Here is a 24,823-nt window from a genome sequence, read left to right on the forward strand (position 1 = left end):
GGAGAGTACATACCCACCCGGCGCTACGGATCATAACTATCCGTTCCCACGCATCGATCGGTGCACGGCAGCACATGGGGGCGCACGACCGCTAGTTTCGGTCGTATGACCTCCAGGCAACAGCTCTCATTCCCCCGCCAGTACGCACGGACCCAGCGCTACACCCTCGGTGTTCCCCGGGCGTTCACCGTCTCGCCCGACGGATCCCGGGTGGTGTTCCTCCGCTCCCCCTCGGGTACCGACAGAGCGAACCGGCTGTGGGTGCTCGACCTGGACGACGGTGCCCGGGAGCGCGTGGCCGCGGACCCGGTGGAGCTGCTGGGCGGCGCGGACGAGGAGTTGTCGCCCGAGGAGCGGGCACGCCGCGAGCGCAGCCGGGAGGGCGCGGGCGGCATCGTGGGGTACGCGGTGGACGGGGCCGTCGAGTTGGCGGCCTTCGCGCTGTCGGGGCGGCTGTTCGTGGCGGAGCTGCGGGCGGGGACGGCGCGTGAGCTGCGGGTCCCGGGTCCGGTGATCGACCCGCGGCCGTCGCCGGACGGGCGGTACGTGGCGTACGTCGGCGGGGGTGCCCTGCGGGTGACGGGCGCCGGGGGCGAGGGCGACCGGGCGCTGGCCGAGCCGGAGAACGAGCAGGTCACGTACGGGCTGGCGGAGTTCGTCGCGGCCGAGGAGATGGGTCGTTCGCGCGGCTTCTGGTGGGCGCCGGAGTCGGACCGGCTGCTGGTCGCGCGGGCGGACGACAGTCCCGTACGGCGCTGGTGGATCGCCGATCCGGCGCACCCGGACCGGGAGCCGGTGAAGGTGGCGTACCCGGCGGCGGGGACGCCGGACGCGGAGGTGTCGCTGTGTCTGCTCGGTCTGGACGGAACGCGTACGGAGGTCGAGTGGGACCGTAGGCGCTACCCGTACCTGGCGCGGGTCCACTGGTCCTCCGGTGGGGCGCCGCTGCTGCTCGTGCAGGCGCGCGACCAGCGCACGCAGGCGTACCTGGCGGTGGACACCGGGACGGGAGCGACCCGGACCGTCCACGTCGACGAGGATCCGGATTGGCTGGAACTGCTCGGTGGGGTGCCGGCCTGGGCCCCGGACGGGCGGCTGGTGCGGATCGCCGACGAGGGCGGGGCGCGGGTGCTGGCGGTCGGCGACCGGACGCTGACGGGTGCGCAGCTCCACCTGCGCGGCGTGCTGGACGTGGGCGGGAACGACGTGCTGGTGGCGGCGTCCGCGGGCGAGGAGGCCGCGGCGGCGGAGATCGGCGAGATCCATGTGTACCGGGTCAACGAACTGGGCGTGGAGCGCGTCTCGGAGGGGCCCGGCGTCCATTCGGCCGTCCGGTCCGGGGCGGTGACCGTGCTGGCGTCGGCGCGCCCGGACGAGCCGGGGACGACCGTGCGGGTGCTGCGGGAGGGCAAGCCGGTGGCGGAGGTGGCGTCGTACGCCGAGCGGCCGGTGCTCTCGCCGCGCCTGACGCTCACCGAGGCGGGCCCGCACCGCATCCCGTGCGCGGTGCTGCTGCCGCGCGGGTACGAGGAGGGCGACGGGCCGCTGCCGGTGCTGCTGGACCCGTACGGCGGTCCGCACGGGCAGCGGGTGGTGGCGGCGCACAATCCGCACCTGACCTCGCAGTGGTTCGCCGAGCAGGGCTTCGCGGTGATCGTGGCGGACGGGCGGGGCGCTCCGGGGCGTTCGCCGGGCTGGGAGAAGGCGGTCAAGAACCGGTTGACGCTGGCGCTGGACGACCAGATCGAGGCGCTGCACGGGCTGGCGGACCGGTTCCCGCTGGACCTGGGCCGGGTGGCGATGCGGGGCTGGTCGTTCGGCGGGTACCTGGCGGCGATGGCCGTGCTGCGGCGGCCGGACGTGTTCCACGCGGCGGTGGCGGGCGCGCCGATGTCCGACCTGCGGCTGTACGACACGCACTACATGGAGCGGTACCTGGGGCTGCCGCAGGAGGCGCCGGAGGTGTACGCCGCGAACTCGCTGATCACGGACGACGGTCTGTCGGCGCCGGAGAACCCGGCCCGCCCGTTGATGCTGGTCCACGGGCTGGCGGACGACAACGTGGTGGCGGCCCACACCCTGCGGCTGTCGTCGGCGCTGCTGGCGGCGGGCCGGCCGCACGAGGTGCTGCCGCTGACGGGCGTGACGCACATGACGCCCCAGGAGCAGGTGGCCGAGAACCTGCTGCTGCTCCAGGTGGACTTCCTGAAGCGGTCGCTCGGGACGGCGTAGGCCGGGCGCCGGCGGGGCGGGGCGCGGACGTCCGCACGAGGAGGCCACGGGGCCCGGGGGTCCGGGAGGCCCGGGGGAGGCTCGCGCGGGACGGCGACCGGCCGGGGCGGCATCGCGCGCCCCGGCCGGTCCACGGCACCCGCACGGCCGTACGCTGTCCAGCCTGACGCGTCCGTATATCGGAACGGGGTCGCGCAAGTTGCGCCGGTGTTAACGGGATTGAGGGCGGATCAGCCCATTTGCCCCCGGGTGTCGCCCGGGACGACGCGCCTCTCCTCGGCGAAGTGGCAGGCCGAGTCGTGCCGCGCCGGGGTGTGCGTGTCGCGGAACGCGGCCGGGACGGCCAGCAGCGGCACCTCCAAGGCGCACCGCTCACGCGCCTTCCAGCAGCGGGTGCGGAAGCGGCAGCCGGACGGCACGCTGGTGGGCGATGGCACGTCGCCGGTGAGGAGGATCCTCTCCCGCTGCTCCCGGACCTCCGGGTCGGGCACGGGGACGGCCGACAGCAGCGCCTGGGTGTAGGGGTGCGTGGGGTGGTCGTAGATCTCGGTGTCCGTCCCCGTCTCGACGACCCGCCCGAGGTACATCACACCGACGCGGTCGGAGATGTGCCGGACGATCGACAGGTCGTGCGCGATGAAGACGTAGGCGAGGCCGAACTCGCCCTGGAGCTTCTCCATCAGGTTGACGACCTGCGCCTGCACCGAGACGTCGAGGGCGGAGACCGGCTCGTCGGCCACGATCACCTCCGGCCGGAGGGCGAGGCCGCGGGCGATGCCGATGCGCTGGCGCTGACCGCCGGAGAACTGGTGCGGGTAGCGGTTGATGTACTCGGGGTTCAGCCCCACCACGTCGAGCAGTTCCTGCACCTTGCGGCGCCGGTCGCCCTTGGGCGCCACCTCGGGGTGGATCTCGTACGGCTCGCCGACGATGTCGCCGACCGTCATCCGCGGGTTGAGCGAGGTGTACGGGTCCTGGAACACCATCTGGATGTTGCGCCGCACCGCCTTCAGCGCGCGCCCCGACAGCCGGGTGATGTCCTCGCCCTTGTAGAGGATCCGACCCGCGGTGGGCCGCTCCAGGCTGACGAGCATCTTGGCGACCGTGGACTTGCCGCAGCCGGACTCGCCGACGATGCCGAGGGTCTCCCCCGGGCGGAGGGCGAACGACACCCCGTCGACCGCCTTCACCGCGCCGATCTGCTTGCGGAACAGGACGCCGCGCGTGAGGGGGTAGTGCTTGACCAGCTCGCGGACCTCAAGCAGAGGAGGCATCGACCGTCTCCTCCCAGAAGTGGCAGGCGCTGCGCCGGTCCTGCGAGACCCGGTACAGCGGGGGCAGGTCGGTCCGGCACACGTCCCGGGCGCGCGGGCAGCGCGGGTGGAAGGGGCAGCCCGGCGGGATGGCGGTGAGGTTGGGCGGGAGGCCCTTGATCGCGTACAGCTCCCGGCCCTTGTGGTCGAGGCGCGGGATGGAGTCGAGCAGGCCCCTGGTGTAGGGGTGGGCGGGTGCCTTGTAGATGTCGTGGACGGGGGCGGTCTCGACGATCCGCCCGGCGTACATCACGGCGATCCGGTCGGCGACGTCGGCGACGACGCCGAGGTCATGGGTGATGAGGATCAGGCCCATGCCGAGTTCCCGCCGCAGTTCGGCGAGGAGTTCCATGACCTGGGCCTGGACGGTGACGTCGAGGGCGGTCGTCGGTTCGTCGGCGATGATGAGGGCGGGTTCCAGGGCCATCGCCATGGCGATCATGATGCGCTGGCGCATGCCTCCGGAGAACTGGTGCGGGTACTGGCCGACGCGTTCCGCCGCGGCGGGGATGCGGACCCGGTCCATCAGCTCCACGGCCCTGGCGCGGGCGGCCTTCTTCGACATGCCCCGGTGGACGACGAACATCTCGCCGAGCTGGTCGCCCACGGTGAGCACGGGGTTCAGGGCGGACAGCGCGTCCTGGAAGATCATCGCCATTTCGGCGCCGCGCACCGTGCGCCGGGCGTCCTCCTTGAGCGCCAGCAGGTCCCGGCCGCGGAAGAGGACCTCGCCGCCGCTGACGCGGCCGGGCGGTGTGTCGAGGATGCCCATGACCGCCTGGGCGGTGACCGACTTGCCGGAGCCCGACTCGCCGAGCACGGCGAGCGTCTCGCCCGCGTCGACGGAGTACGACACGCCGTTGACGGCCTTGGCCACCCCGTCCCGGGTACGGAACTCCACGTACAGATCGCGCACTTCCAGCAGCATGGTCGCCTACCGCAGCTTGGGGTCGAGGGCGTCGCGCACCGCGTCGCCGAGCATGATGAACGCGAGGACCGTGATGCTCAGGGCGCCGGCCGGCCACAGCAGCATGTGCGGCGCGTTGCGGATCTGCGGGGCGGCGTTGGAGATGTCGATGCCCCACGAGACGGTGGGCGGCCGCAGCCCTACGCCCAGGAACGACAGGGTGGCCTCCAGCGCGATGTACGTGCCCAGGGCGATCGTCGCCACGACGATGACGGGGGCGACGGCGTTGGGCCCCACGTGGCGCAGGAGCATCCGCCCGCCGCCGGCGCCGAGGGCCCGGGCGGCCTGGACGTAGTCGTGCTCTTTGGCGGTGATGACCGAGCCCCGGGCGATGCGGGCGATCTGCGGCCAGCCGAGCAGCACGATGAAGCCGACCACGGGCCAGACGGTGGAGCTGGTGACGACGGACAGGAAGACCAGGCCGCCCAGGACGACGGGGATGCCGAAGAACACGTCCGCGACCCGCGAGAGCACCCCGTCCCACCAGCCGCCGAAGAACCCTGCGAGCCCGCCCAGCAGGCTGCCGAGGAGCGCGGCGCCGAGGGTGGCGCAGACGCCGACGGTGATGGACGCCCGCGCCCCGTACACGGTCCGGGTGTACACGTCGCAGCCCTGGGTGTCGTAGCCGAAGGGATGCCCGGGGGCCGAGCCCTGCTGCGACTTGGAGAGGTCGCAGCGCAGGGGGTCGGCGCTGGTGAGGATCTGCGGCCAGATGGCGATGAGGACGAGGAAGACGATGAGCAGCGCGGAGACCAGGAAGACGGGGTTGCGGCGCAGCTGGTGCCAGGCGTCGGACCACAGGCTGCGCGGGCGGCCGGTGCCGTCGCGCTCCAGGGTCTCGGCCTCGCTCATGGCCAGGTCCATGGCGCCGCCCGCGCCGGTCGGGGCGACGGCCTCCTTCGGGTTCTGGTACGGGTCGGGCTCAGGCATAGCGGATCCTCGGGTCCAGGACCGCGTACAGCAGGTCGACGAGCAGGTTCGCCACCAGGAAGACGATCACCAGGATCGTCACGAAGCCGACGACGGTGGGGGCGTTGTTGCGGAGGATGCCCTGGTAGAGCTGGTAGCCGACGCCGTGGATGTTGAAGATCCGCTCGGTGACGATGGCGCCGCCCATCAGGGCGCCGATGTCGGCTCCGATGAAGGTGACGACGGGGATGAGGGAGTTGCGCAGGAGGTGGCGGGTGATGACCCGGTGGCGTGGCAGTCCTTTGGCGACGGCGGTGCGGACGTAGTCGGCGCGGACGTTCTCGGCGATGGAGGTGCGGCTGAGGCGGGTGACGTAGGCGAGGGAGACGAGAGCGAGGACGACGCCCGGGAGGATCAGCTCGTCGAGGCGGGCCTCGGAGGAGACCGAGGGCCGCACCCAGCCCCATTTGACGCCGAAGAGGAACTGCAGGAGGTAGCCGGAGACGAAGGTGGGGACGGAGATGACGACGAGCGTGAGGACGAGCAGCCCGGTGTCGAGGGGGCGGCCGCGCTTCAGGCCGCTGACGACGCCCAGCGTGATGCCGACGACGATCTCGATGACGATGGCGACCAGGGTGAGGCGGAGGGTGACGGGGAAGGCCGACGCCATCAGCTCGGTGACCGGCTGGCCGTTGAACGCGGTGCCGAAGTCGCCCTGGAAGATGGCGCCCATGTAGAGCAGGTACTGCTTCCACAGCGGCTCGTCGAGGTGGAGGTCCTCGCGGATGCGGGCGGCGGTGGCCGGGTCGGGCGCCTTGTCGCCGAAGAGGGCCGCGACGGGGTCGCCGAGCGCGTACACCATGAAGAAGATGAGGAACGTGCTGCCGATGAACACCGGGACCATCTGGAGCAGCCGCCGGATCACGTAGCGTCCCATGGGGGCTCCCGTGGTGGAGGTGGCGGGGGTCAGCCGACCGTGATCCGGTCGTAGACCGGGACGCTGAACTGGTTGAGGGCGACGTCGGAGAGCCGTTCGGAGTAGCCGGCGCTGCCGTTCTGGTACCAGAGCGGGACGGCCGGCATCTGTTCGGCGAGGATCTGCTCGGCGGCCTGGAAGTCCTTCACGGCCGTCGCCTCGTCGGCCTCGCGGTTGGCCTTGTCGACGAGGGCGTCGAACTCCTTGTTGCTGAACTTGCCGTAGTTGGAGGACCCGCCGGTGTAGTAGAGCGGCTCCAGGAAGTTCTGGATCAGCGGGTAGTCGGCCTGCCAGCCGGAGCGGAACGGGCCGGTGAACTTGTAGGTGGTCTGCTGGTTGCGGAAGTCGGCGAAGGTGCCGATGGGGTTGACGGTGCAGACGGCGCCCCGGCCGAGCGCGTTGTTGACGCTGTTGCAGACGGCGTCCATCCAGGCGCGGTGGGAACCGGTGTCGACGTTCGAGGTCAGGGTGACCTTGCCGCCGGGCAGGCCGCCGCCCTCCTCGATGAGCCGCTTGGCCTCGGCGGGGTCGTAGGTGCAGGCGTCGCCGCAGATGTCCTTGTAGCCGCCGTCGGCGCCGAGGGCGGGTGAGGTCCAGTCCTTGGCGGGGGTGCGGGTGCCCTGGAAGATCTGCTTGGTGATCTCCTCGCGGTTGATCGCCATGGACAGGCCCCGGCGGACCTTCTCCGTCCCGGCCTTGTTCCACTCCGGGCGGTAGAGCGGGAAGACCAGCGTCTGGATGATGAGGGCGGGCTGGTTGATGTAGCGGTCGCCGAGGTCGTTCCGCACGTTCTTGAGCTGCTGCGCGGGTACGTCGTCGACGAGGTCGAGGTTCCCGGCGATCAGGTCGGTGTAGGCGGTGTTGTTGTCGGTGTAGACGATGAGGTCCACGCCGCCGTTGCGGGCCTTGTCCTCGCCGGTGTAGCCGTCCCACCGGCGCAGCTTCATGCCGCTGCCCCGGGTGTACGACTCGACCGTGTAGGGGCCGTTGCCGATGGGCTTGGCGAGCCAGGCGTCGTGGTCGGTGAAGAACACCCGGGGCAGGGGGACGAAGGCCTGGTAGCCGAGGGTCTCGGGCCAGGTGGAGAACTTCTCCTTCAGGGCGACGGTGAAGGTGCGGTCGTCCTTCACGACCAGGCCGCGCATGGTCTTCGCCTTGGCGGGCCCGGAGGCGGGGTGGACGTCCTCGTAGCCGACGATGTCGCTGAAGAAGGGCGCGTTGGCCTGCTTGTTGTCGACGTGGGCGCCGTAGTTCCAGGCGTCGGTGAAGGACTTGGCGGTGACCGGTTCGCCGTTGCTGAACTTCCAGCCGGACCTGAGGGTGATGGTGAAGTTCTGCGAGTCGGTCGTCTCGATCTTCTCGGCGACCGTGTCGCGGGCCTCGCCGGTCTTCGGGTCGTACCTCTTCAGGCCCCGGAAGATCATGTCGAGGACCTTGCCGCCCTGGACCTCGTTGGTGTTGGCCGGCTCGATGGGGTTCTGGGGGTCGCCCCAGGAGGAGGTGAGGATGCCGTCGGCGCCGCCGGCCGCGTCGCCGCCACCACCGCAGGCGGTCGCCACGAGGGCGACGGCCGTGGCGCAGACGGCCCACTTGGCGTGCCTGGTGGCTCGGCGCATGGGTGCCTCCCGTGGTCGTCGGCGCGGTCGGGCCGTTACGGCCCAGGCCCACATACCACCGCATAAGGTGCACCGGTGCACGCTGTACCCACCCGTCCGTGCACCGCACCACCCGCATGCGCGACCCCGCCCCCGGCCCGCCCACGGCTCCCGGCCCGGGGGCGGGGATACGCAAAGGTGCCCCGGCCGTTTTCGGCCGGGGCACCTCTTTCGTGCGTACGGACGCGTCACGCCGCGTGGACGACGTCCTTCTCCTCGGCGAAGTGGCACGCCGACTCGTGCGCCGCCGGGGAGTCGGAGCCCTGGAAGCGCTCCGGGATCGCCAGCAGCGGCACCTCGGTGGCGCACTTGTCCTGCGCCTTCCAGCACCGGGTGCGGAAGCGGCAGCCGGACGGCGGGTTCGCCGGCGAGGGGACGTCACCGGTGAGGATGATCCGCTCCCGGCCCTCGCGGGCCTCGGGGTCGGGCACCGGGACGGCCGACAGCAGCGCCTGGGTGTAGGGGTGCGTCGGGTGGTCGTAGATCTGCACGTCGGTGCCGATCTCCGCCATCTTGCCCAGGTACATCACACCGACGCGGTCGGAGATGTGCCGGACGATCGACAGGTCGTGCGCGATGAAGAGGTAGGAGAGGTTGAACTCGTCCTGGAGCTTCTCCATCAGGTTGACGACCTGCGCCTGCACCGAGACGTCCAGCGCCGAGACCGGCTCGTCGCAGATGATGATCTCCGGGTTGAGCGCCAGGCCGCGGGCGATGCCGATGCGCTGGCGCTGACCGCCGGAGAACTGGTGCGGGTAGCGGTTGATGTACTCGGGGTTGAGACCGACCACGTCGAGCAGTTCCTGCACCTTGCGGCGCCGGTCGCCCTTGGGCGCCACCTCGGGGTGGATGTCGAAGGGCTCGCCGATGATGTCGCCGACCGTCATCCGCGGGTTGAGCGAGGTGTACGGGTCCTGGAACACCATCTGGATGTTCCGGCGGACCGCCTTCAGCGCGCGGCCGGACAGCTTGGTGATGTCCTGGCCCTTGTAGAAGATCTCGCCCGCGGTCGCCGTCTCCAGCATCATCAGCAGCTTGGCGACCGTGGACTTGCCACAGCCGGACTCGCCGACGATGCCGAGCGTCTCGCCCTGGTACAGGTCGAAGGAGACCCCGTCCACGGCCTTGACCGCGCCGACCTGCTTCTTGAACAGGATGCCCTGGGTCAGCGGGAAGTGCTTGACCAGGCCGCGCACCTGCAGGATCGGCTCGCCGCGCTCCACCGGGGCCTCGATCGCGGCGACGGCCGCGGTCTCGGTGGCCGCCTCGACCGTCTCCACCTCGGTGACGTTCGGGGTCGCGTCCACGGCCTCGTCCTCTTTCCTGAGCTCAGCCATGGATCGTCTCCTTCCAGAAGTGGCACGCGCTGCCGCGGCCGGGCAGCTCGCCGCCGTCCTGCTCGGTCACCGACACCAGGGCCGGGACCTCCGTACGGCAGATGTCGGTCGCCTTGGGGCAGCGCGGGTTGAAGGCGCAGCCCGTGGGGATCTTCATCAGGTTGGGCGGCAGGCCCTTGATCGCGTACAGCTCCTGGCCCTTCTGGTCCAGGCGCGGGATGGAGTCGAGCAGACCACGGGTGTACGGGTGCGCCGGGCGCTTGTACAGGTCGTGGATGGGCGACTGCTCGACGATCCGGCCCGCGTACATCACCGCGATCTTGTCGGCGACGTCCGCGACCACACCGAGGTCGTGGGTGATGAGGATCAGACCCATGTTCTCCTCGCGCTGGAGCTCCGCGAGCAGGTCCATGACCTGGGCCTGGACGGTCACGTCGAGCGCGGTGGTCGGCTCGTCCGCGATGATCAGGTCCGGCTCCAGCGCCATCGCCATGGCGATCATGATGCGCTGGCGCATACCGCCGGAGAACTGGTGCGGGTAGTCGTTCACCCGTGCCGCCGCGGCCGGGATCTTCACCCGGTCCATCAGCTCGATGGCCCTGGCCTTCGCCTCCTTGCGGGACAGGCCCAGGTGCACCCGGTACATCTCGCCGAGCTGGTAGCCGACGGACAGCACCGGGTTCAGCGCGGAGAGCGCGTCCTGGAAGATCATCGCGATCCGGCGGCCGCGGATCTTGCGGCGCTCCTCGGCGGACATCTTCAGCATGTCCTCGCCGTGGAACAGGATCTCGCCCTTGGGGATGCGGCCGGGCGGCATGTCGAGGATGCCCATGATCGCCTGGGCGGTCACCGACTTGCCGGAGCCGGACTCGCCGAGGACGGCGAGGGTCTCGCCGGCGTCGACGCTGTAGCTCACACCGTTGATGGCCTTGGCGACGCCGTCCCGGGTGTGGAACTCGACGTGCAGGTCGCGCACTTCGAGGAGCGGAGCGCTCGTCGCGCTCGTCTTCTTGTCGATGGTGGTCAACGTACGCCCTCCTAGCGCAGCTTGGGGTCGAGGGCGTCGCGGACAGCTTCGCCGAGCATGATGAACGCCAGGACCGTGACGCTGAGGAACAGCGACGGGAAGAGCACCATGTGCGGGGCGCTCAGGAAGCGGTCCTGACCGTCACTGATCATCAGGCCCCAGGAGATGTTCGGGGACTGGACGCCGATGCCGAGGTACGAGAACGCCGCCTCGGCCGAGATGTAGACGCCGAGGTTGATGGTGCTGACGACGATCACCGGGGCGAGCGCGTTCGGCAGGATGTGGCGCATCGCGATGCGCCAGCCGCCGGCACCGAGCGCGCGGGCGGCCATCACGTAGTCGTTCTGCTTGTTGGTGATCACCGCACCGCGCATGATGCGGAACAGCTGCGGCCAGCCGAGCACCGCCATGATCAGCGAGACCGTGACGACGTTGCCGGTACCGAGCATGGCCAGCACGAGCAGACCGCCGAGCATGGTCGGGATGGCGAACCAGATCTCGGTGAAGCGGGAGACGAGGACGTCCAGCCAGCCGCTGCGCAGACCGGCGACCATGCCGAGGACGCAGCCGACCAGCGTGGTCAGCACGGAGGTCAGCACACCGACGATGATCGAGTTGCGGGTGCCGTAGATGGTCCGCGTGTAGATGTCGCAGCCCTGGACGTCGAAGCCGAACCAGTGCGCGCCGCTGGGCGGCACGACCGAGTTCGACAGGTCGCAGAAGCCCTTGGCGTACGGGTCGCCGCTGGTGAACAGGCCCGGGAGCGCGGCGATGACCAGCAGGGCGAGGATCAGCACGGCGGAGACCAGGAAGACCCAGTTGTGCATGAGGTCGCGACGGGCGTCGCTCCACATGCTGGCGACCCGCTCGGGCTTGTCCTTCTTCATGCCCTTGACGGCGCTGCCGGGCGCGGTCGCGACCGGGACCGCGCTCTCCTCGACGGTGGCGGAGGTGTTCTCAGGCATAGCGGATCCTCGGGTCGAGCACGGCGTAGAGCAGGTCCACGATCAGGTTGGCGGCGATGTAGACGAGGACGAGCACGGTGACGATGCTGACGACGGTCGTCCCCTGGCGCAGGTACACGGCCTGGTAGAGCGTGCCGCCGATGCCGGGGATGTTGAAGATGCGCTCGGTGATGATCGCTCCGCCCATCAGGGCGCCGAGGTCGACACCGAGGAAGGTGACGATCGGGATCATGGCGTTGCGCAGGGCGTGCCGCACGATGACCCGCGACCGGCTCAGACCCTTGGCGGTGGCGGTGCGCACGTAGTCGGCGCGCATCGTCTCCATCATGGAGGTGCGGGTCAGGCGGGTGATGTACGCGAGCGACGCGGAGGCGAGCACCACGGCCGGCAGGATGAGGGTGGTCATGTCCTCGGAGTCGTAACTGATGGGCGCGATGGCCCACTTGACGCCGAGCACCAGCTGGAGCACGTTGCCCAGCACGAAGACCGGGACGGAGACCAGGAGAAGGGTCGACAGCAGCACGACGTTGTCGAGGAACTTGCCGCGGCCGAGGGCCGCGAAGACGCCGGCGACGATGCCGACGACCGCCTCGACGGCGAACGCGATGGTCGCCAGGTTGAGCGTGACGGGGAACGTCTCGCTCATGATCTCGGCCACCGGCCGGCCGGTGAAGTCGGTGCCGAAATCGCCCGTCAGCACGCCCGAGATGTAGTACCAGTACCGCTGGTAGAGCGGGTCATTGAGGTGGTACTGCTCCCGCAGGATGGCGGTGATGTTCGGGTCTGCCTTCTTCTCCCCGGCCAGCGCCTGGATGGGGTCGCCGGGCAGCAGGAAGACGAGGCAGTAGATAAGAATTGTCGCGCCGAGCAGTACGGGTATCGCCTGCAGAAGACGCCTGATCACATAACGACCCATCAGGTCTCCAGTTGTACGGATACCGGGGAGGCACAGCCATGGGCCCCGGCCCGGGTGAGGGGTAATCGACAACGGGACGGCAGAAGGGGGGTGACGGGGTACACCCCGTCACCCCCACTGCTGTCAGGATCTCCCTGCGGAGATCCTTTGAACCGTCAGGCGGGGTTGACCGTGGTCCAGTCGATCTGGGTCATGTTGTCGATCCGCACGCCCGGCTTGAGGTTCTTGGAGAGGCCGGCGTTCAGCTTGTAGAAGTACACCGGGATGTACGGCATGTCCTTGAGGATGAGGTCGTCGGCCTGCTGGTAGGCCTTGATCGCCGCGTCCTCGGTGGTCGCCGTGTCACCCTGGTCGAGGAACTTCTCGACCTGCGGGTTGACGTAGCCCGAGTAGTTGGAGCCGTGCTCGATGGCGTCCTCGGAGAAGACCGGGCGCAGGTAGTTCTCCGGGTGCGGGTAGTCCATGGACCACGCCAGGCGGAAGGCGCCGCTGTACTTCTTGTCGCCGAGGTCGTTCAGGATGGTCTGGAACTGCTCGAACGGCTTGACGGTGACGTCGACGCCGAGGTTCTTCTCGAGCTGCGCGGCGACGGCCTCGATCCAGTCCTTGTGGCCGCCGTCGGCGTTGTAGCCGAGCTCCATCTTGTTGCCCGGCAGGCCGCCCGCGGCGTCGAACGCCTTCTTGGCCGCGGCCGGGTCGAAGGTGCAGGGCGCGCCGCAGGCACCGCTGCGGTAGCCCGGGACCAGCGGGTTGATGAAGTCGTCCGCGGGCGTACGGGTGTTGACGAAGATCTTCTCGGTGATCGCCTTGCGGTCGATCGCCTGGGAGATGGCCTTGCGGATCTCCGGCTTCGCGTAGACCTTGTTGTACTTGATCGGGAAGCCGATGTAGCCGACGCCCGAGTCGGTGCCCTGGATGTAGCGGTCACCGAGGTCCTTGGCGGCGGTGGTCATCGCGGACAGCGGAACGGTGTCCATGATGTCGACGCGGCCGCCGAGCAGGTCACGGTAGGCCGTGTCCTGGTTGTTGTAGATCTTGAACGTGACGCCGGGGATCTTGACCTCGGCCGCGTCCGGGTGCTTGTCGAACTTGACCGTCTTGATCTGCTGGTTGCGGACGAACTTGCCGTCCATCTTGAACATGCCGTTGCCGATGGGCGCGGTCTCGAAGCCCTTCGGGTCCTTGAAGAAGGCCTTCGGCAGCGGGTAGAACGCGTTGAAGCCCAGCATGGTCTTGAAGGCGCTGAACGGAGCCGTGAGCGTGACCTCGAGGGTCTTCTCGTCGACGACCTTCAGGCCCTTCATCTTGTCCGTCGCGGGCTTCTTGCCCTCGCCCGGGTTCAGGTCGGCGTAGCCCTCGATCTTGTTGTAGAGAGGGTTCGTCTCCTGCGTGTTGTCCTGGTTGGCGCCGTAGTTCCAGGCGTCCGCGAAGGACTGAGCGGTGACGGGCTCACCGTTGTGGAACGTGTAGCCGTCCTTGAGCTTGATCGTCCAGACCTTGCTGTCCTTGGTCTCGATCGACGCGGCCATGTCGAGCTGGGTCTCGTTCTTCTCGTCGTACCGCACGAGGCCGGTGAACAGGGCGTTCATGACCTCGGAGCCCTCGGACTCGTACGTGTTCGACGGGATCAGACCGTTCTGGGGCTCTCCGAGCTCCATCACGACCTGCTTGGCACCGTTGGCCTTGCTGTCGCTACCGCCACCGCCACAGGCCGTGGCTGCCAGGGCGACGACTATCGCGCCCGCGACCCACTTGGCGCTCTTGGCACCGCGCATGGGTTCCTCCTCATGAGTCCACTTGTCACTACAAGAGGGGCACTTCGAGGTGGTACGCCGACACCCCTGACGGCGATGACCCAAGTGCCCCGAGTGTGCTCGTGAGTCGGCGCTCCCCACAGCGCGTGACCCATTGACCCGAGCTCAATGGAGCCAACTATTAAGTACGTCCGGGCCGTAAACCACACTTAAAGGGTCTCGTTTTGGCAACATCACCAAGGCCCCGAAGACCGAAATCCGGACAAAGCGAGCACAGACAGACACCCGCGAAACGGACCGTTAACACATGTTCCGGAGAGCGACGGTCGATATCCGGACGCTTCGTCAGGGAAAACTCGTTGACGTGCCGCCGGCCGCAGCCACCGGGAAGCGGCCGGTGCGGGCCCCGCCGGCCGTTCTGGTAGGGGGCCCGCGGGTGCCCCCTGCCTGCCCGGCGCGGGGACAGCGAAAACTCCCCGCCGGGGAAGGGGATCAGCCCTTCCCGGACGGGGAGTTGACGGCTCGCGGGCGCCTCGGGAGCCGCCGGCGGCCCGTGGGGACCGCCGCGGGGGCGGCCCCGGTGGACCTCCGCGGGTCCGTGGCGAGGCGCCCAGGGCCCCTGAGGGCCCCCGATCAGCCGTTCTTGGCGCGGGATGCGGCGCGGGCGCGCTCGCGCTGGTCCAGGTTCACCTTGCGGATGCGCACGGCCTCCGGGGTGACCTCGACGCACTCGTCGTCGCGGCAGAACTCCAGGGACTGCTCGAGCGACAGCTTGCGCGGCGGGACGATCGCCTCGAACGAGTCGGCCGAGGACGACCGCATGTTCGTGAGCTTCTTCTCCTTGGTGATGTTGACGTCCATGTCGTCGGAGCGGGAGTTCTCGCCGACGATCATGCCCTCGTACACCTCGGTGCCGGGCTCCACGAAGAGGACGCCGCGCTCCTGGAGGTTCGTCATCGCGAAGGCGGTGACCGCGCCGGAGCGGTCGGCGACGAGCGAGCCGTTGTTGCGGGTCTGGAGCGTGCCGAACCACGGCTCGTGGCCCTCGTGGATGGAGTGGGCGATGCCCGTGCCGCGCGTCTGCGTCAGGAACTCGGTACGGAAGCCGATGAGGCCGCGGGACGGCACGACGAACTCCATGCGTACCCAGCCGGAGCCGTGGTTGGACATGTTGTCCATGCGGCCCTTGCGGACGCCCATGAGCTGCGTGACGGCGCCCATGTGCTCCTCGGGCACGTCGATGGTCATGCGCTCGACCGGCTCGTGGACCTTGCCGTCGATCTCCTTGGTGACCACCTGCGGCTTGCCGATGGTCAGCTCGAAGCCCTCGCGGCGCATCTGCTCGACCAGGATGGCCAGCGCCAGCTCACCGCGGCCCTGCACCTCCCAGGCGTCGGGGCGCTCGGTGTCCAGGACGCGCAGCGAGACGTTACCGATCAGCTCGCGGTCCAGGCGGTCCTTCACCTGGCGGGCGGTGACCTTGCGGTCCTTGACGGCCGCCTTGTTGTCCGCGCCCTTGCCGGTGGCACCCCGGCCGACCAGCGGCGAGGTGTTCGTACCGATGACCATCGAGATCGCCGGCTCGTCGACCGTGATCAGCGGGAGCGCGATCGGGTTCTCCGGGTCGGCCAGCGTCTCGCCGATCATGATGTCGGGGATGCCGGCGACGGCGCAGATGTCACCGGGGCCCGCCACCTCGGCCGGCTTGCGGGTGAGCGCCTCGGTCATCATCAGCTCGCTGATGCGCACGTTGGCGATGGTGCCGTCCCGCTTGATCCACGCGACGGTCTGGCCCTTGCGCAGCTCGCCCTGCTCGACGCGGAGCAGCGCGATGCGGCCGAGGAAGTTGTCGGCGTCCAGGTTGGTGACGTGCGCCTGGAGCGGGGCCTCCTCGTCGTACACCGGGGCCGGGATGTGCTCCAGGATCGTGGAGAAGAACGGCTCCAGGTTGGTGGAGTCGGCCGGGACCGTGCCGTCCTCCGGCTTGGTCAGCGACGCGATGCCGTCACGGCCGCAGGCGTAGACGATCGGGAACTCGATCTGCTCCTCGTCCGCGTCCAGGTCCAGGAAGAGGTCGTAGGTCTCGTTGACGACCTCGTCGATCCGGGAGTCCGGGCGGTCCGTCTTGTTGATGCAGAGGATGACCGGCATCCGGCGCTGGAGCGCCTTGCGGAGCACGAAGCGGGTCTGCGGCAGCGGGCCCTCGGAGGCGTCCACCAGCAGCACGACGCCGTCCACCATCGACAGACCGCGCTCGACCTCGCCACCGAAGTCGGCGTGGCCGGGGGTGTCGATGATGTTGATGGTGATGGGCGCCCCGCCGTCCTTGGGGTGGTACTTCACCGCCGTGTTCTTGGCGAGGATCGTGATGCCCTTCTCACGCTCCAGGTCGTTCGAGTCCATCATGCGGTCGTCGACCGAGTCGAGCTGGTGGGCGGCGAAGGCGCCGGCCTGCTTGAGCATGGCGTCGACGATGGTCGTCTTGCCGTGGTCGACGTGGGCGACGATGGCTACGTTACGGATGTCGTGGCGCGTGGGCATGAGTGGCTGGCGCTTCTCTCGGATCGTGGGTGCGGCGTCTCTTTGTTCCTCGTACGCCCGCCGGGCGGACGCGCCACGGCTGTGTCCATGGTACGGGGCCGAGGCGCACAAGGCTTCCCGGCCCGTCCGGAGAAGATCGAACAGGTGTCTGGCGGGGTGGGGGCGGAGGCCTGTACCGGGGCGGGTACGGGCCGGTTTCGCGGGGCTTGCGGTGGCGCTGGGGGTGCTGCGTGAGTGTGGCCCGGGTCATGGTCCGGAACGGAGCTTGCCCGCCGGTGACACCGGCGGGCAAGGGACTTGAGCGGATTCTGAGGTTGGCCTTACTTCCCCCGGAAGCCGATGTTCTCGTAGCGGGGGGTGGCGAACCCGAACGCCCCGGCGTTCACCACCGCCGGCCTGGCCGCCACCAGCTGCGGACGCTGGTACAGCGGGATGGAGCCGGCGGCGGCCCAGATCCGGGCGTCGGCCTGCTTCACCAGGTCACGGGCGGCGTTCTCGTCCAGCTCGGCGGCCGCCTGGTCGAAGAGCTGGTCGATGTGGTCGGTGCCCACCCGGGTGTAATTCTGCTCCACCAGCAGCGAGCCGTCGGCGGCGGGCCGGGGCTTGGCGAAGATCGGGCGGCCGTCGGTGGCCGGGTAGGCGGTGCCGGGCCACGAGTACAGGGCCAGGTCGTAGTCGCCGGCGGCGATGTGGTCCTTGAAGTAGCTGTCGTCGGGAACCTTGACGATCTCGGTGCCGATGCCGACCCGGCCGAGCATCGCGGAGATCCGCTCACCGACGGTGCGCAGCGCCTCGGAGTCCGGGCCGGCGGGCAGGACGAAGCGGAGCGTGAGCGATTCGCCGTCCTTGCCGAGCGGGCCGGCGGCGGCCGCGGGAGCGGCGGTGCCGCGCGGGGCGTAGGCGCCGGGAACCCCGCCGCCCCGGGCCTTGGGCACCTCCGCCGTGCCCCTGTCGGTGTCCCCCAGGGCCTCGGGGAGACGCTGCGCGTCCGCCTCCGCTTCCTCCCGTGCCCCGGTCCGCGCCTGGGCCTCGGCCTGGCGGTGCAGGGCGACGCCCTGGGCGGCCGCGGCGGGGGCGGGGGCCAGCACGTGCGTACCGGCGGGCCCGCCGTTGCCGCCGATGGCGGGCTTGTCGTCGCCGACGATGTACAGGCCCTCGCCGGACGGTACGTCGTCCTCCGCGCCGTTCTTCCCGCTCGCCGCGACGGGCCGGTGCGCGGCCGGCGAGGCCTGCGCGCCCGGTGAGGCCTGCGCGCCCGCCTTCGTGCCGTCCTTCGGGGCGGCCGGCTTGCGTGCGCCGCCGCGCGTCCAGCCCGCGTCGGCGAGGAGTTCCTGGGCCTCCTCGGTGTCCTGGCCGCCGAGCGCGCCGCTGCTGTCCGCGTACGCCTGCTGCCCGACGAGCGCGAGGTGGCTGCCGACCGGGTGGGCGGGCAGCCCGAGCGGCTTGAGGACCGCGTCCGCGAGCTCCTGCCGGTCCAGGGCCCGGGCGACCGCCCGCCGGACCCGCTCGTCGGAGAGGGGGCCGTTCTCCCCGTTCAGCGCCAGCTGCGTGTACGCCGGCTCCAGGGACTTGCGGACCACGTACCCGCGCAGCGCCTTCTGCTCGGTCGCGTACACCGCGAGCACCTGCCGGTTCCTTGCCCCCGCCGCCCCGGCGGGCCGGGCCTTCGCGGGGTCGCCGGCGGGCGCCGGCGGTGCGGGCTCGCCGCGCGCGGCGCCGCCCTTGTCCTTCGCCGCCCTGGCGATCCGGTCGGCCGTGGCGCGGTCCACCTCGGCGAGGTCCAGCGTGCCGGCGGCGAGCGCGGCGGCGCGGGCCGCGCGCGGGACGGCGCGCAGCTCGATCGTGTCGAGCTTGGCCGGCTGCCCCCACCAGCGGGGGCTGCGCACCAGGGTCGCGGTTCCGGCGCGGGCGTCGAGGCCCTTGAGCTGGAAGGGGCCGGCCGTCGCCGCCAGCTGCGTACGGGCGCCGTCGTTGAAGGCGGCCGGGGTCGCCATCACGTCCTTCGGGTACAGCGGGGTGAACAGGGCGCGCCAGTCCGTGTACGGCTTGTTGAAGGTGACCCGCACCTCCAGGTCCCCGGCGCCGCGCTCGATCTTCTCGATGCGCTCGTAGCCGGCGTTGCGGGCGGTCCAGTAGGCGGAGTCCCTGCCGCTGAGGGCGCGCCACTGCGCGACGAAGTCGGGGGCGCCGATCTCCCGGCCGTCGCTCCACACCGCCTGCTGGTTCAGCTTGTACAGGACGACCTGCTTGGGCTCGCGCTCGACGATCTCGGCGGACTCGAGGTAGTCGGCGTTGCGCTGGGGCCGCCCGCGGTCGTCGAGGGTGAAGAGGGTGGGCAGGACGGCCTGGGTGATGCGGGCGGTGGTGGCGTCGGCGTCCGCCTGGAAGGCGTTGAGGGTCGTCGGCATCGCGTCGACGGCCCACCGCAGGGTGCCGCCGTCGGTGACCTGGGCGCGGGCGGCGGGGGCGATGTCCTGCGGGACGGCCTTGGCGTCGACCTCCTCCTCGGGGGAGCTGCAGCCGCTGAGCACGGAGACGGCGAGTACGCCGGTGGTGAGGAGGACGGCGGACCGGAGTCTGCGGGAACGGGGGCCCCGGGAGCATGTCCTCCCCCGAGGGGTGCCGACGTGGGACATGTCTTGTACCTCTTCGTCCTGTTTTGTGGAATTTAGAGATGATCACACCTATTGCCCATACACTGAAAACGACCTGACGGCCTCCGTGGCGGCGACACGGCGGCATTCCGCGCGAACACCACCCGTGCGGCCCAAGGCCCGGGAGAGTGGAATCCGTGCACACGGCTTCACAATGGGGGATGTGACGCGCGACACTCTCAGGCGCGTGTTTGCCACCCGCTATTGCGGAAGTGAGGGCAATTCATGTCACTCGAAGACGATCTGACCGAGGTCAAGCGCCGTCTCGAAGAGCTGGCCCGCTCGGTCATCCAACTGGAACGGAACCTCGTGCGGCAGCGGGAGGGGCAGCCCGTCCCCATGGCGGTCGGCCGGCCCGACGGCCTGGTCACCATCTCGGACACGCCGTACGACAGCTCCCTGTGGACCGACTCGGACGACGAGGGCCTGGGCGCGCGGGACCGCCGGGCGCCCTGACGGGCACGGTGCCCCGGCCGCGCGGCGAGCGGCCGGGGCCCGGCACGCACGGAGTGCGCCGCCGCGCGGTCCGGCCCCGCGTGCGGGGCGGGCGGAACCTCCGCCCCGCGCCCCGGCTCGCCCGCCCCGCTCCCCTCCGGCGCCCCGCGGCTCCGGGCCCGCCAGGCCCCGCCCGGCACGCGCACACCCCGCTCGGGCTGTCCCTGCGTTCCGGCGCCGAGCACGCCGTCCCTCCCGGACCCGGGGGTGGCAGGTCCCGAGCGGGCCGTACCACCCGGCGCCAGGACAGCACACGGGCAGCGGACCCCCGGCCCACCGGCCCGCCACCCCGGCACCCCGGCACCCAGCCGGCAGCCGGCTCGCCGCACCCGGCACCGGCACGGCACCCCATCCCACCCCCGGCCGGCACGCGCCACCACCGGCGCGCGCCCTAGGAGACCCCGTTGGCCACAGGCACCGAACACCCGCCTCCCGAGACCGGTCCCGCCACCGCCGCCACCGCCCGCAAGGGCCGCGGCGGCGTCCACGGTCCCGCCCGCGCCACCATCGCGGCGGGCCACCTCCGCACCGACCGCTGGTGGCTCGCGCCCGCCGCCACCGCCGCCGGACTCCTGGCGTTCGTCGTCTACTCGACCTGGCGCGCCTTCGCGAACGCCGACTACTACGCGGCGCCCTACGTCTCGCCGTTCTACTCGCCCTGCCTCGCCGAGAACTGCGTGCCCATGAAGGGCGGCCCCAACTGGGAGATCTTCGGCAGCTGGTGGGGCCTGTCCCCCGCGCTGCTGATCCTGGTCTTCCCCCTCGGCTTCCGGCTGACCTGCTACTACTACCGCAAGGCCTACTACCGGGGCTTCTGGGCCTCGCCCCCGGCGTGCGCGGTCGCCGAACCGCACGGGACGTACACCGGCGAGACCCGTTTCCCGCTGATCCTGCAGAACGCCCACCGGTACTTCTTCTACGCCGCGCTGCCGGTCGCGGGCATCCTCACGTACGACACCGTGCTGACCTTCCGCGACGCGTCCTACGCGTGGGGCCACATGGGCCTCGGGACGCTGGTCTTCCTCGTCAACATCGGGCTCATCTGGGCGTACACCCTGTCCTGCCACTCCTGCCGGCACATCGTGGGCGGACGCCTCAAGCACTTCTCCCGGCACCCCGTCCGCTACCGGCTGTGGGGCTGGGTCGGCCGGCTGAACGCACGTCACATGCAGCTCGCCTGGGCCTCGCTGTTCAGCGTCGCCCTCGCCGACTTCTACGTGTACCTGCTCGCCGTCGGTGCTTTCGACGATCCGCGCTTCTTCTAGAAAAGGTGCTCACCGATGACGCAAGCGGAACGGCAGCAGTGGGACGTCGTCGTGGTCGGCGCCGGCGGGGCGGGGCTGCGGGCGGCCATCGAGGCGCGGGAGCGGGGCGCCCGCACGGCCGTCATCTGCAAGTCCCTGTTCGGCAAGGCCCACACGGTGATGGCCGAGGGCGGCATCGCGGCCTCCATGGGGAACGCCAACGCCGGTGACAACTGGCAGGTCCACTTCCGCGACACCATGCGGGGTGGCAAGTTCCTCAACCAGTGGCGGATGGCCGAGCTGCACGCGCGCGAGGCACCGGACCGGGTGTGGGAGCTGGAGACCTGGGGCGCCCTCTTCGACCGCACGAAGGACGGCCGCATCTCGCAGCGCAACTTCGGCGGCCACGAGTACCCGCGCCTGGCGCACGTCGGCGACCGGACCGGCCTGGAACTGATCCGTACGCTCCAGCAGAAGATCGTCTCCCTCCAGCAGGAGGACTTCCGGGACTGCGGGGACTACGAGGCGCGGCTGAAGGTCTTCCAGGAGTGCACGGTCACCCGCGTCCTCAAGGACGACGAGGGCAGGGTCGGCGGGACGTTCTGCTACGAGCGCGAGTCCGGCCGCTTCTTCGTCCTCGAGGCCCCGGCGGTCGTCCTGGCCACCGGCGGGATCGGCAAGTCCTTCAAGGTGACCTCCAACTCGTGGGAGTACACGGGCGACGGGCACGCCCTCGCCCTGCTGGCCGGCGCGCGGCTGGTGAACATGGAGTTCGTGCAGTTCCATCCGACCGGCATGGTCTGGCCGCCGTCGGTGAAGGGCATCCTGGTCACCGAGTCGGTGCGCGGCGACGGCGGGGTGCTGCGGAACTCCGACGGCGAGCGGTTCATGTTCGACTACGTCCCCGACGTCTTCAAGGACAAGTACGCCGAGTCGGAGGAGGAGGGCGACCGCTGGTACGAGGACCCGGACAACAACCGGCGTCCACCCGAACTGCTGCCGCGCGACGAGGTCGCCCGGGCGATCAACTCCGAGGTGAAGGCCGGGCGCGGCTCGCCGCACGGCGGGGTCTTCCTGGACGTGTCCACCCGCATGCCGGCCGAGACGATCCGGCGCCGGCTGCCGTCGATGTACCACCAGTTCAAGGAGCTGGCCGACGTCGACATCACGGCCGAGCCGATGGAGGTCGGCCCGACCTGCCACTACGTGATGGGCGGTGTCGCGGTCGAGTCGGACACCGCCGAGGCGATCGGGGTGCCCGGGCTGTTCGCGGCCGGTGAGGTCGCGGGCGGCATGCACGGCTCCAACCGGCTCGGCGGGAACTCCCTCTCCGACCTGCTGGTCTTCGGCCGGCGGGCCGGGCTGTACGCGGCCCGGTACGCGAGCGGCCCGGCCGCCCGCACACCGGTCCCCGACGCCCAGGTGCGGGCCGCGGCCGCGGAGGCGCTGCGCCCGTTCAGCGGCGCGGACGCGGGCGGGCGGGCGGAGAACCCGTACACGCTGCACCAGGAGCTCCAGCAGACGATGAACGACCTGGTCGGCATCATCCGCCGGGAGGAGGAGATGCGGCAGGCGCTGCGGAAGCTGGCCGAGCTGCGGCTGCGCGCCCGGGGCGCGGGGGTCGAGGGGCACCGGCAGTTCAACCCCGGCTGGCACCTCGCGCTGGACCTGCGGAACATGCTGCTGGTCAGCGAGTGCGTGGCGCGCGCGGCGCTGGAGCGCACCGAGAGCCGGGGCGGACACACCCGCGAGGACCGCCCGGCGATGGAGCGCGCGTGGCGGCGGGTGAACCTGCTGTGCCGCATCGCCGATCCCGATTCCGACGAGGGGCAGATCGCCCTGGAACGCACCACGACCGAACCCATCCGTTCCGACCTGCTCTCCCTGTTCGACAAGGAGGAGCTGGTCAAGTACCTCGCCGAAGAGGAGCTCTACGAGTGACCGGCTATGACGCGAGCTTCCGGGTGTGGCGGGGCGACCCGGACGGCGGCGCACTGAAGGACTTCACCGTCGAGGTGAACGAGGGTGAGGTCGTCCTCGACATCATCCACCGGCTCCAGGCCACCCAGGCGCCCGACCTGGCGGTGCGGTGGAACTGCAAGGCGGGCAAATGCGGTTCGTGCAGCGCCGAGATCAACGGCCGGCCGCGGCTGATGTGCATGACGCGGATGTCGGTGTTCTCGCGCGAGGAGGTCGTGACGGTGACCCCGCTGCGGGCCTTCCCGGTCGTGCGCGACCTGGTGACGGACGTGTCGTTCAACTACGAGAAGGCGCGGGAGGTGCCCTCCTTCGTCCCGCCGCCGGGCGTCGCACCGGATGAGTACCGGATGCAGCAGATCGACGTGGAGCGCTCCCAGGAGTTCCGCAAGTGCATCGAGTGCTTCCTGTGCCAGGACACCTGCCACGTGGTGCGGGACCACGAGGAGAACAAGACCGCGTTCGCCGGGCCCCGCTTCCTGATGCGCATCGCCGAACTGGACATGCACCCCCTGGACGCGGCGGAGGAGTCGGGCCTCGACCGCAAGCGCACCGCCCAGGAGGACCACGGGCTGGGCTACTGCAACATCACCAAGTGCTGCACCGAGGTCTGCCCCGAACAGATCAGGATCACCGACAACGCGCTGATCCCGCTGAAGGAGCGGGCGGTGGACCGGAAGTACGACCCCCTCGTCTGGCTCGGCGACAAGATCACCCGCCGGAGGTCCTGACCCCTCCTACGGGTGCCAGCCGGCCCGGTACGCCGCCCAGTCCCCCTCCTCGGCGGCGAAGTCGACGTACAGCGCGACGCCGAACCGCTCGCGGTCGCGGTCCGTGCGCCCCAGGCCCAGCCGGGTGCCGCGGACCGCGGCGGCGACCGTCTCCGCCGACTCGTGGTGCCCCAGGTCGTCCTCGTGGAAGAACGGCAGACCCATCAGCAGGTCGGTGTCCTCGGGCGTGACCTCCAGCGCCAGTGAGGTCTGCTGGGCGACATAGCCGCCGTACATCCCCTCCAGTGGCATCCAGGTGTCGTAGGACATCACGGCTATCTGGTCGACGCGGCGGGCCACCTCGCCGAAGAACTCCTGCGACCACCACTTCTCGCTGCCGCTCAGCGCGCCGTTCACCGCGTGGGCGGCCGGCAGCGGGTCTATCTGGTGGGCGGCGACGGACAGCGGCACCTTGCGGGCCCGGGTCACCTCCCCCAGGTCGTCCAGGAGCGAGAGGTAGTTCCGGTCGCCGGAGAGGAGGGGCTCCAGGTCGAAGTGGACGCCGTCGAAGCCCGCGTCCAGGATCTGCCGCGTCGAACGCACGACGGCCGCCCTGGAACCGGCCTCCTCCAGCCGCAGCCCGTCCGGACCCTCCGTGGCCAGCACGTCCCCGAGCCACGCCTGCACCCGTATGCCGGGCATGGTCCGGTGCACGGAGTCGATCAGCCACCGCGCCCTGGGGTAGCGCGCGGCGGGCAGCGTCCCGTCGTGCTCCAGCGGCCCGGCGTGGACGTACAGGTCCCGGATGCCGGTCCCCTTCACCCGGGCGGCGAACGCGGCGAGGTCCGCGTCCTTCTTCCGCCCGTCCACCCAGGCGTGGCCGAGCCAGATGGCGTCCTTGCCGCGCGTGGTGGTCCCCTCCTGGAGGTCGCCCGCGTAGTTCGCCCGCAGCGCCGCCCAGGCGGCGAGCGGGGGCAGCACGACCAGCAGGACGAGCACCAGGCCGATCCTCCCGGACCACCTGAGCCACCTGGGCCTCGACGACCCCGTCCGCCCCGCTCGCGCTACCCGCCGTACACGCAGCTTCACTTCCGACCCCCCGTCAGCCGTGCCAAGTGATCCCACCCTAGCCGCCATCACTGACAGTGACG

Annotated in this window: 18 protein-coding genes; 5 read left to right on the top strand and 13 right to left on the bottom strand. The window is 70.6% G+C overall.

Features of this window, described 5'->3' with window-relative positions; translation table 11 throughout:
- The first annotated feature begins 105 nt into the window (after window positions 1-105).
- Entirely contained in the window at window positions 106-2,232 is a 2,127-nt protein-coding gene (locus A4V12_RS06620) for a S9 family peptidase (protein ID WP_064068276.1), read from the top strand.
- 230 nt (window positions 2,233-2,462) lie between these two features.
- Here A4V12_RS06620 and A4V12_RS06625 read toward each other — a convergent pair whose 3' ends face one another.
- From A4V12_RS06625 to A4V12_RS06680, 12 genes are all read right to left on the bottom strand, one after another.
- The gene (locus A4V12_RS06625; RefSeq protein ID WP_064068277.1) at window positions 2,463-3,506 is read right to left on the bottom strand and encodes an ABC transporter ATP-binding protein; all 1,044 of its coding nucleotides are present in this window, start codon (window positions 3,504-3,506) and stop codon (window positions 2,463-2,465) included.
- Window positions 3,490-4,473, bottom strand: a complete 984-nt coding sequence (locus A4V12_RS06630) for an ABC transporter ATP-binding protein (RefSeq protein WP_064068278.1) — start codon at window positions 4,471-4,473, stop codon at window positions 3,490-3,492. The genes A4V12_RS06625 and A4V12_RS06630 overlap by 17 nt, the downstream gene beginning before the upstream one ends.
- Window positions 4,474-4,479: 6 nt before the next feature.
- The gene (locus A4V12_RS06635; protein WP_064068279.1) at window positions 4,480-5,442 is read right to left on the bottom strand and encodes an ABC transporter permease; all 963 of its coding nucleotides are present in this window, start codon (window positions 5,440-5,442) and stop codon (window positions 4,480-4,482) included.
- Complete coding sequence (locus A4V12_RS06640; protein WP_064068280.1) at window positions 5,435-6,358, bottom strand: ABC transporter permease; 924 nt, start codon at window positions 6,356-6,358, stop codon at window positions 5,435-5,437. The genes A4V12_RS06635 and A4V12_RS06640 overlap by 8 nt, the downstream gene beginning before the upstream one ends.
- A 29-nt stretch (window positions 6,359-6,387) precedes the next feature.
- Window positions 6,388-8,013 (bottom strand): peptide ABC transporter substrate-binding protein, encoded by a 1,626-nt coding sequence (locus A4V12_RS06645; RefSeq protein WP_064068281.1) that lies wholly within the window; start codon window positions 8,011-8,013, stop codon window positions 6,388-6,390.
- A gap of 227 nt (window positions 8,014-8,240) precedes the next feature.
- Entirely contained in the window at window positions 8,241-9,389 is a 1,149-nt protein-coding gene (locus tag A4V12_RS06650) for an ABC transporter ATP-binding protein (protein WP_064068282.1), read from the bottom strand.
- Entirely contained in the window at window positions 9,382-10,416 is a 1,035-nt protein-coding gene (locus A4V12_RS06655; RefSeq protein ID WP_064068283.1) for an ABC transporter ATP-binding protein, read from the bottom strand. The genes A4V12_RS06650 and A4V12_RS06655 overlap by 8 nt, the downstream gene beginning before the upstream one ends.
- 11 nt (window positions 10,417-10,427) lie before the next feature.
- Window positions 10,428-11,381 (bottom strand): ABC transporter permease, encoded by a 954-nt coding sequence (locus A4V12_RS06660; protein ID WP_064068284.1) that lies wholly within the window; start codon window positions 11,379-11,381, stop codon window positions 10,428-10,430.
- Entirely contained in the window at window positions 11,374-12,297 is a 924-nt protein-coding gene (locus tag A4V12_RS06665; RefSeq protein ID WP_064068285.1) for an ABC transporter permease, read from the bottom strand. The genes A4V12_RS06660 and A4V12_RS06665 overlap by 8 nt, the downstream gene beginning before the upstream one ends.
- Window positions 12,298-12,452: 155 nt before the next feature.
- Window positions 12,453-14,072, bottom strand: coding sequence for a peptide ABC transporter substrate-binding protein (locus A4V12_RS06670; protein ID WP_064068286.1), 1,620 nt, complete (start codon window positions 14,070-14,072; stop codon window positions 12,453-12,455).
- Between the two features lie 612 nt (window positions 14,073-14,684).
- Window positions 14,685-16,592, bottom strand: coding sequence for a translational GTPase TypA (typA, locus tag A4V12_RS06675; protein ID WP_064068287.1), 1,908 nt, complete (start codon window positions 16,590-16,592; stop codon window positions 14,685-14,687).
- Between the two features lie 320 nt (window positions 16,593-16,912).
- Window positions 16,913-19,228 (bottom strand): ABC transporter family substrate-binding protein, encoded by a 2,316-nt coding sequence (locus A4V12_RS06680; protein WP_064068288.1) that lies wholly within the window; start codon window positions 19,226-19,228, stop codon window positions 16,913-16,915.
- Window positions 19,229-19,471: 243 nt separating this feature from the next.
- On the opposite strand from A4V12_RS06680, the gene A4V12_RS06685 reads away from it, so the two are divergent.
- The 4 genes from A4V12_RS06685 to A4V12_RS06700 all read left to right on the top strand — a co-directional run bounded on the left by A4V12_RS06685 (window position 19,472) and on the right by A4V12_RS06700 (window position 23,693).
- On the top strand, window positions 19,472-19,702 hold the full coding sequence (locus A4V12_RS06685) for a hypothetical protein (RefSeq protein ID WP_064068289.1): 231 nt from the start codon (window positions 19,472-19,474) through the stop codon (window positions 19,700-19,702).
- A 443-nt stretch (window positions 19,703-20,145) separates the two neighbouring features.
- A complete protein-coding gene (locus A4V12_RS06690) occupies window positions 20,146-21,006 on the top strand; it encodes a hypothetical protein (RefSeq protein WP_064068290.1) in 861 nt (286 codons plus the stop codon).
- 15 nt (window positions 21,007-21,021) lie between these two features.
- The gene (locus tag A4V12_RS06695; protein WP_064068291.1) at window positions 21,022-22,926 is read left to right on the top strand and encodes a fumarate reductase/succinate dehydrogenase flavoprotein subunit; all 1,905 of its coding nucleotides are present in this window, start codon (window positions 21,022-21,024) and stop codon (window positions 22,924-22,926) included.
- A complete protein-coding gene (locus A4V12_RS06700; RefSeq protein WP_064068292.1) occupies window positions 22,923-23,693 on the top strand; it encodes a succinate dehydrogenase/fumarate reductase iron-sulfur subunit in 771 nt (256 codons plus the stop codon). The genes A4V12_RS06695 and A4V12_RS06700 overlap by 4 nt, the downstream gene beginning before the upstream one ends.
- A 6-nt stretch (window positions 23,694-23,699) precedes the next feature.
- Here A4V12_RS06700 and A4V12_RS06705 read toward each other — a convergent pair whose 3' ends face one another.
- Window positions 23,700-24,809, bottom strand: coding sequence for a hypothetical protein (locus A4V12_RS06705; protein WP_423552171.1), 1,110 nt, complete (start codon window positions 24,807-24,809; stop codon window positions 23,700-23,702).
- Window positions 24,810-24,823 lie beyond the last annotated feature (14 nt).

The organism is Streptomyces noursei, assembly GCF_001646665.1.
GTDB lineage: Bacteria > Actinomycetota > Actinomycetes > Streptomycetales > Streptomycetaceae > Streptomyces > Streptomyces lavendulocolor.

Bases quoted from the DNA above. Each gene is read 5' to 3' on its own strand.
- A4V12_RS06635 (WP_064068279.1), bottom strand. From the start codon at position 5,442: ATGCCTGAGCCCGACCCGTACCAGAACCCGAAGGAGGCCGTCGCCCCG.
- A4V12_RS06695 (WP_064068291.1), top strand. From the start codon at position 21,022: ATGACGCAAGCGGAACGGCAGCAGTGGGACGTCGTCGTGGTCGGCGCC.
- A4V12_RS06660 (WP_064068284.1), bottom strand. From the start codon at position 11,381: ATGCCTGAGAACACCTCCGCCACCGTCGAGGAGAGCGCGGTCCCGGTC.
- A4V12_RS06625 (WP_064068277.1), bottom strand. From the start codon at position 3,506: ATGCCTCCTCTGCTTGAGGTCCGCGAGCTGGTCAAGCACTACCCCCTC.
- A4V12_RS06650 (WP_064068282.1), bottom strand. From the start codon at position 9,389: ATGGCTGAGCTCAGGAAAGAGGACGAGGCCGTGGACGCGACCCCGAAC.
- A4V12_RS06685 (WP_064068289.1), top strand. From the start codon at position 19,472: ATGTCACTCGAAGACGATCTGACCGAGGTCAAGCGCCGTCTCGAAGAG.
- A4V12_RS06670 (WP_064068286.1), bottom strand. From the start codon at position 14,072: ATGCGCGGTGCCAAGAGCGCCAAGTGGGTCGCGGGCGCGATAGTCGTC.
- A4V12_RS06640 (WP_064068280.1), bottom strand. From the start codon at position 6,358: ATGGGACGCTACGTGATCCGGCGGCTGCTCCAGATGGTCCCGGTGTTC.
- A4V12_RS06665 (WP_064068285.1), bottom strand. From the start codon at position 12,297: ATGGGTCGTTATGTGATCAGGCGTCTTCTGCAGGCGATACCCGTACTG.
- typA (WP_064068287.1), bottom strand. From the start codon at position 16,592: ATGCCCACGCGCCACGACATCCGTAACGTAGCCATCGTCGCCCACGTC.
- A4V12_RS06705 (WP_423552171.1), bottom strand. From the start codon at position 24,809: ATGGCGGCTAGGGTGGGATCACTTGGCACGGCTGACGGGGGGTCGGAA.
- A4V12_RS06645 (WP_064068281.1), bottom strand. From the start codon at position 8,013: ATGCGCCGAGCCACCAGGCACGCCAAGTGGGCCGTCTGCGCCACGGCC.
- A4V12_RS06620 (WP_064068276.1), top strand. From the start codon at position 106: ATGACCTCCAGGCAACAGCTCTCATTCCCCCGCCAGTACGCACGGACC.
- A4V12_RS06680 (WP_064068288.1), bottom strand. From the start codon at position 19,228: ATGTCCCACGTCGGCACCCCTCGGGGGAGGACATGCTCCCGGGGCCCC.
- A4V12_RS06630 (WP_064068278.1), bottom strand. From the start codon at position 4,473: ATGCTGCTGGAAGTGCGCGATCTGTACGTGGAGTTCCGTACCCGGGAC.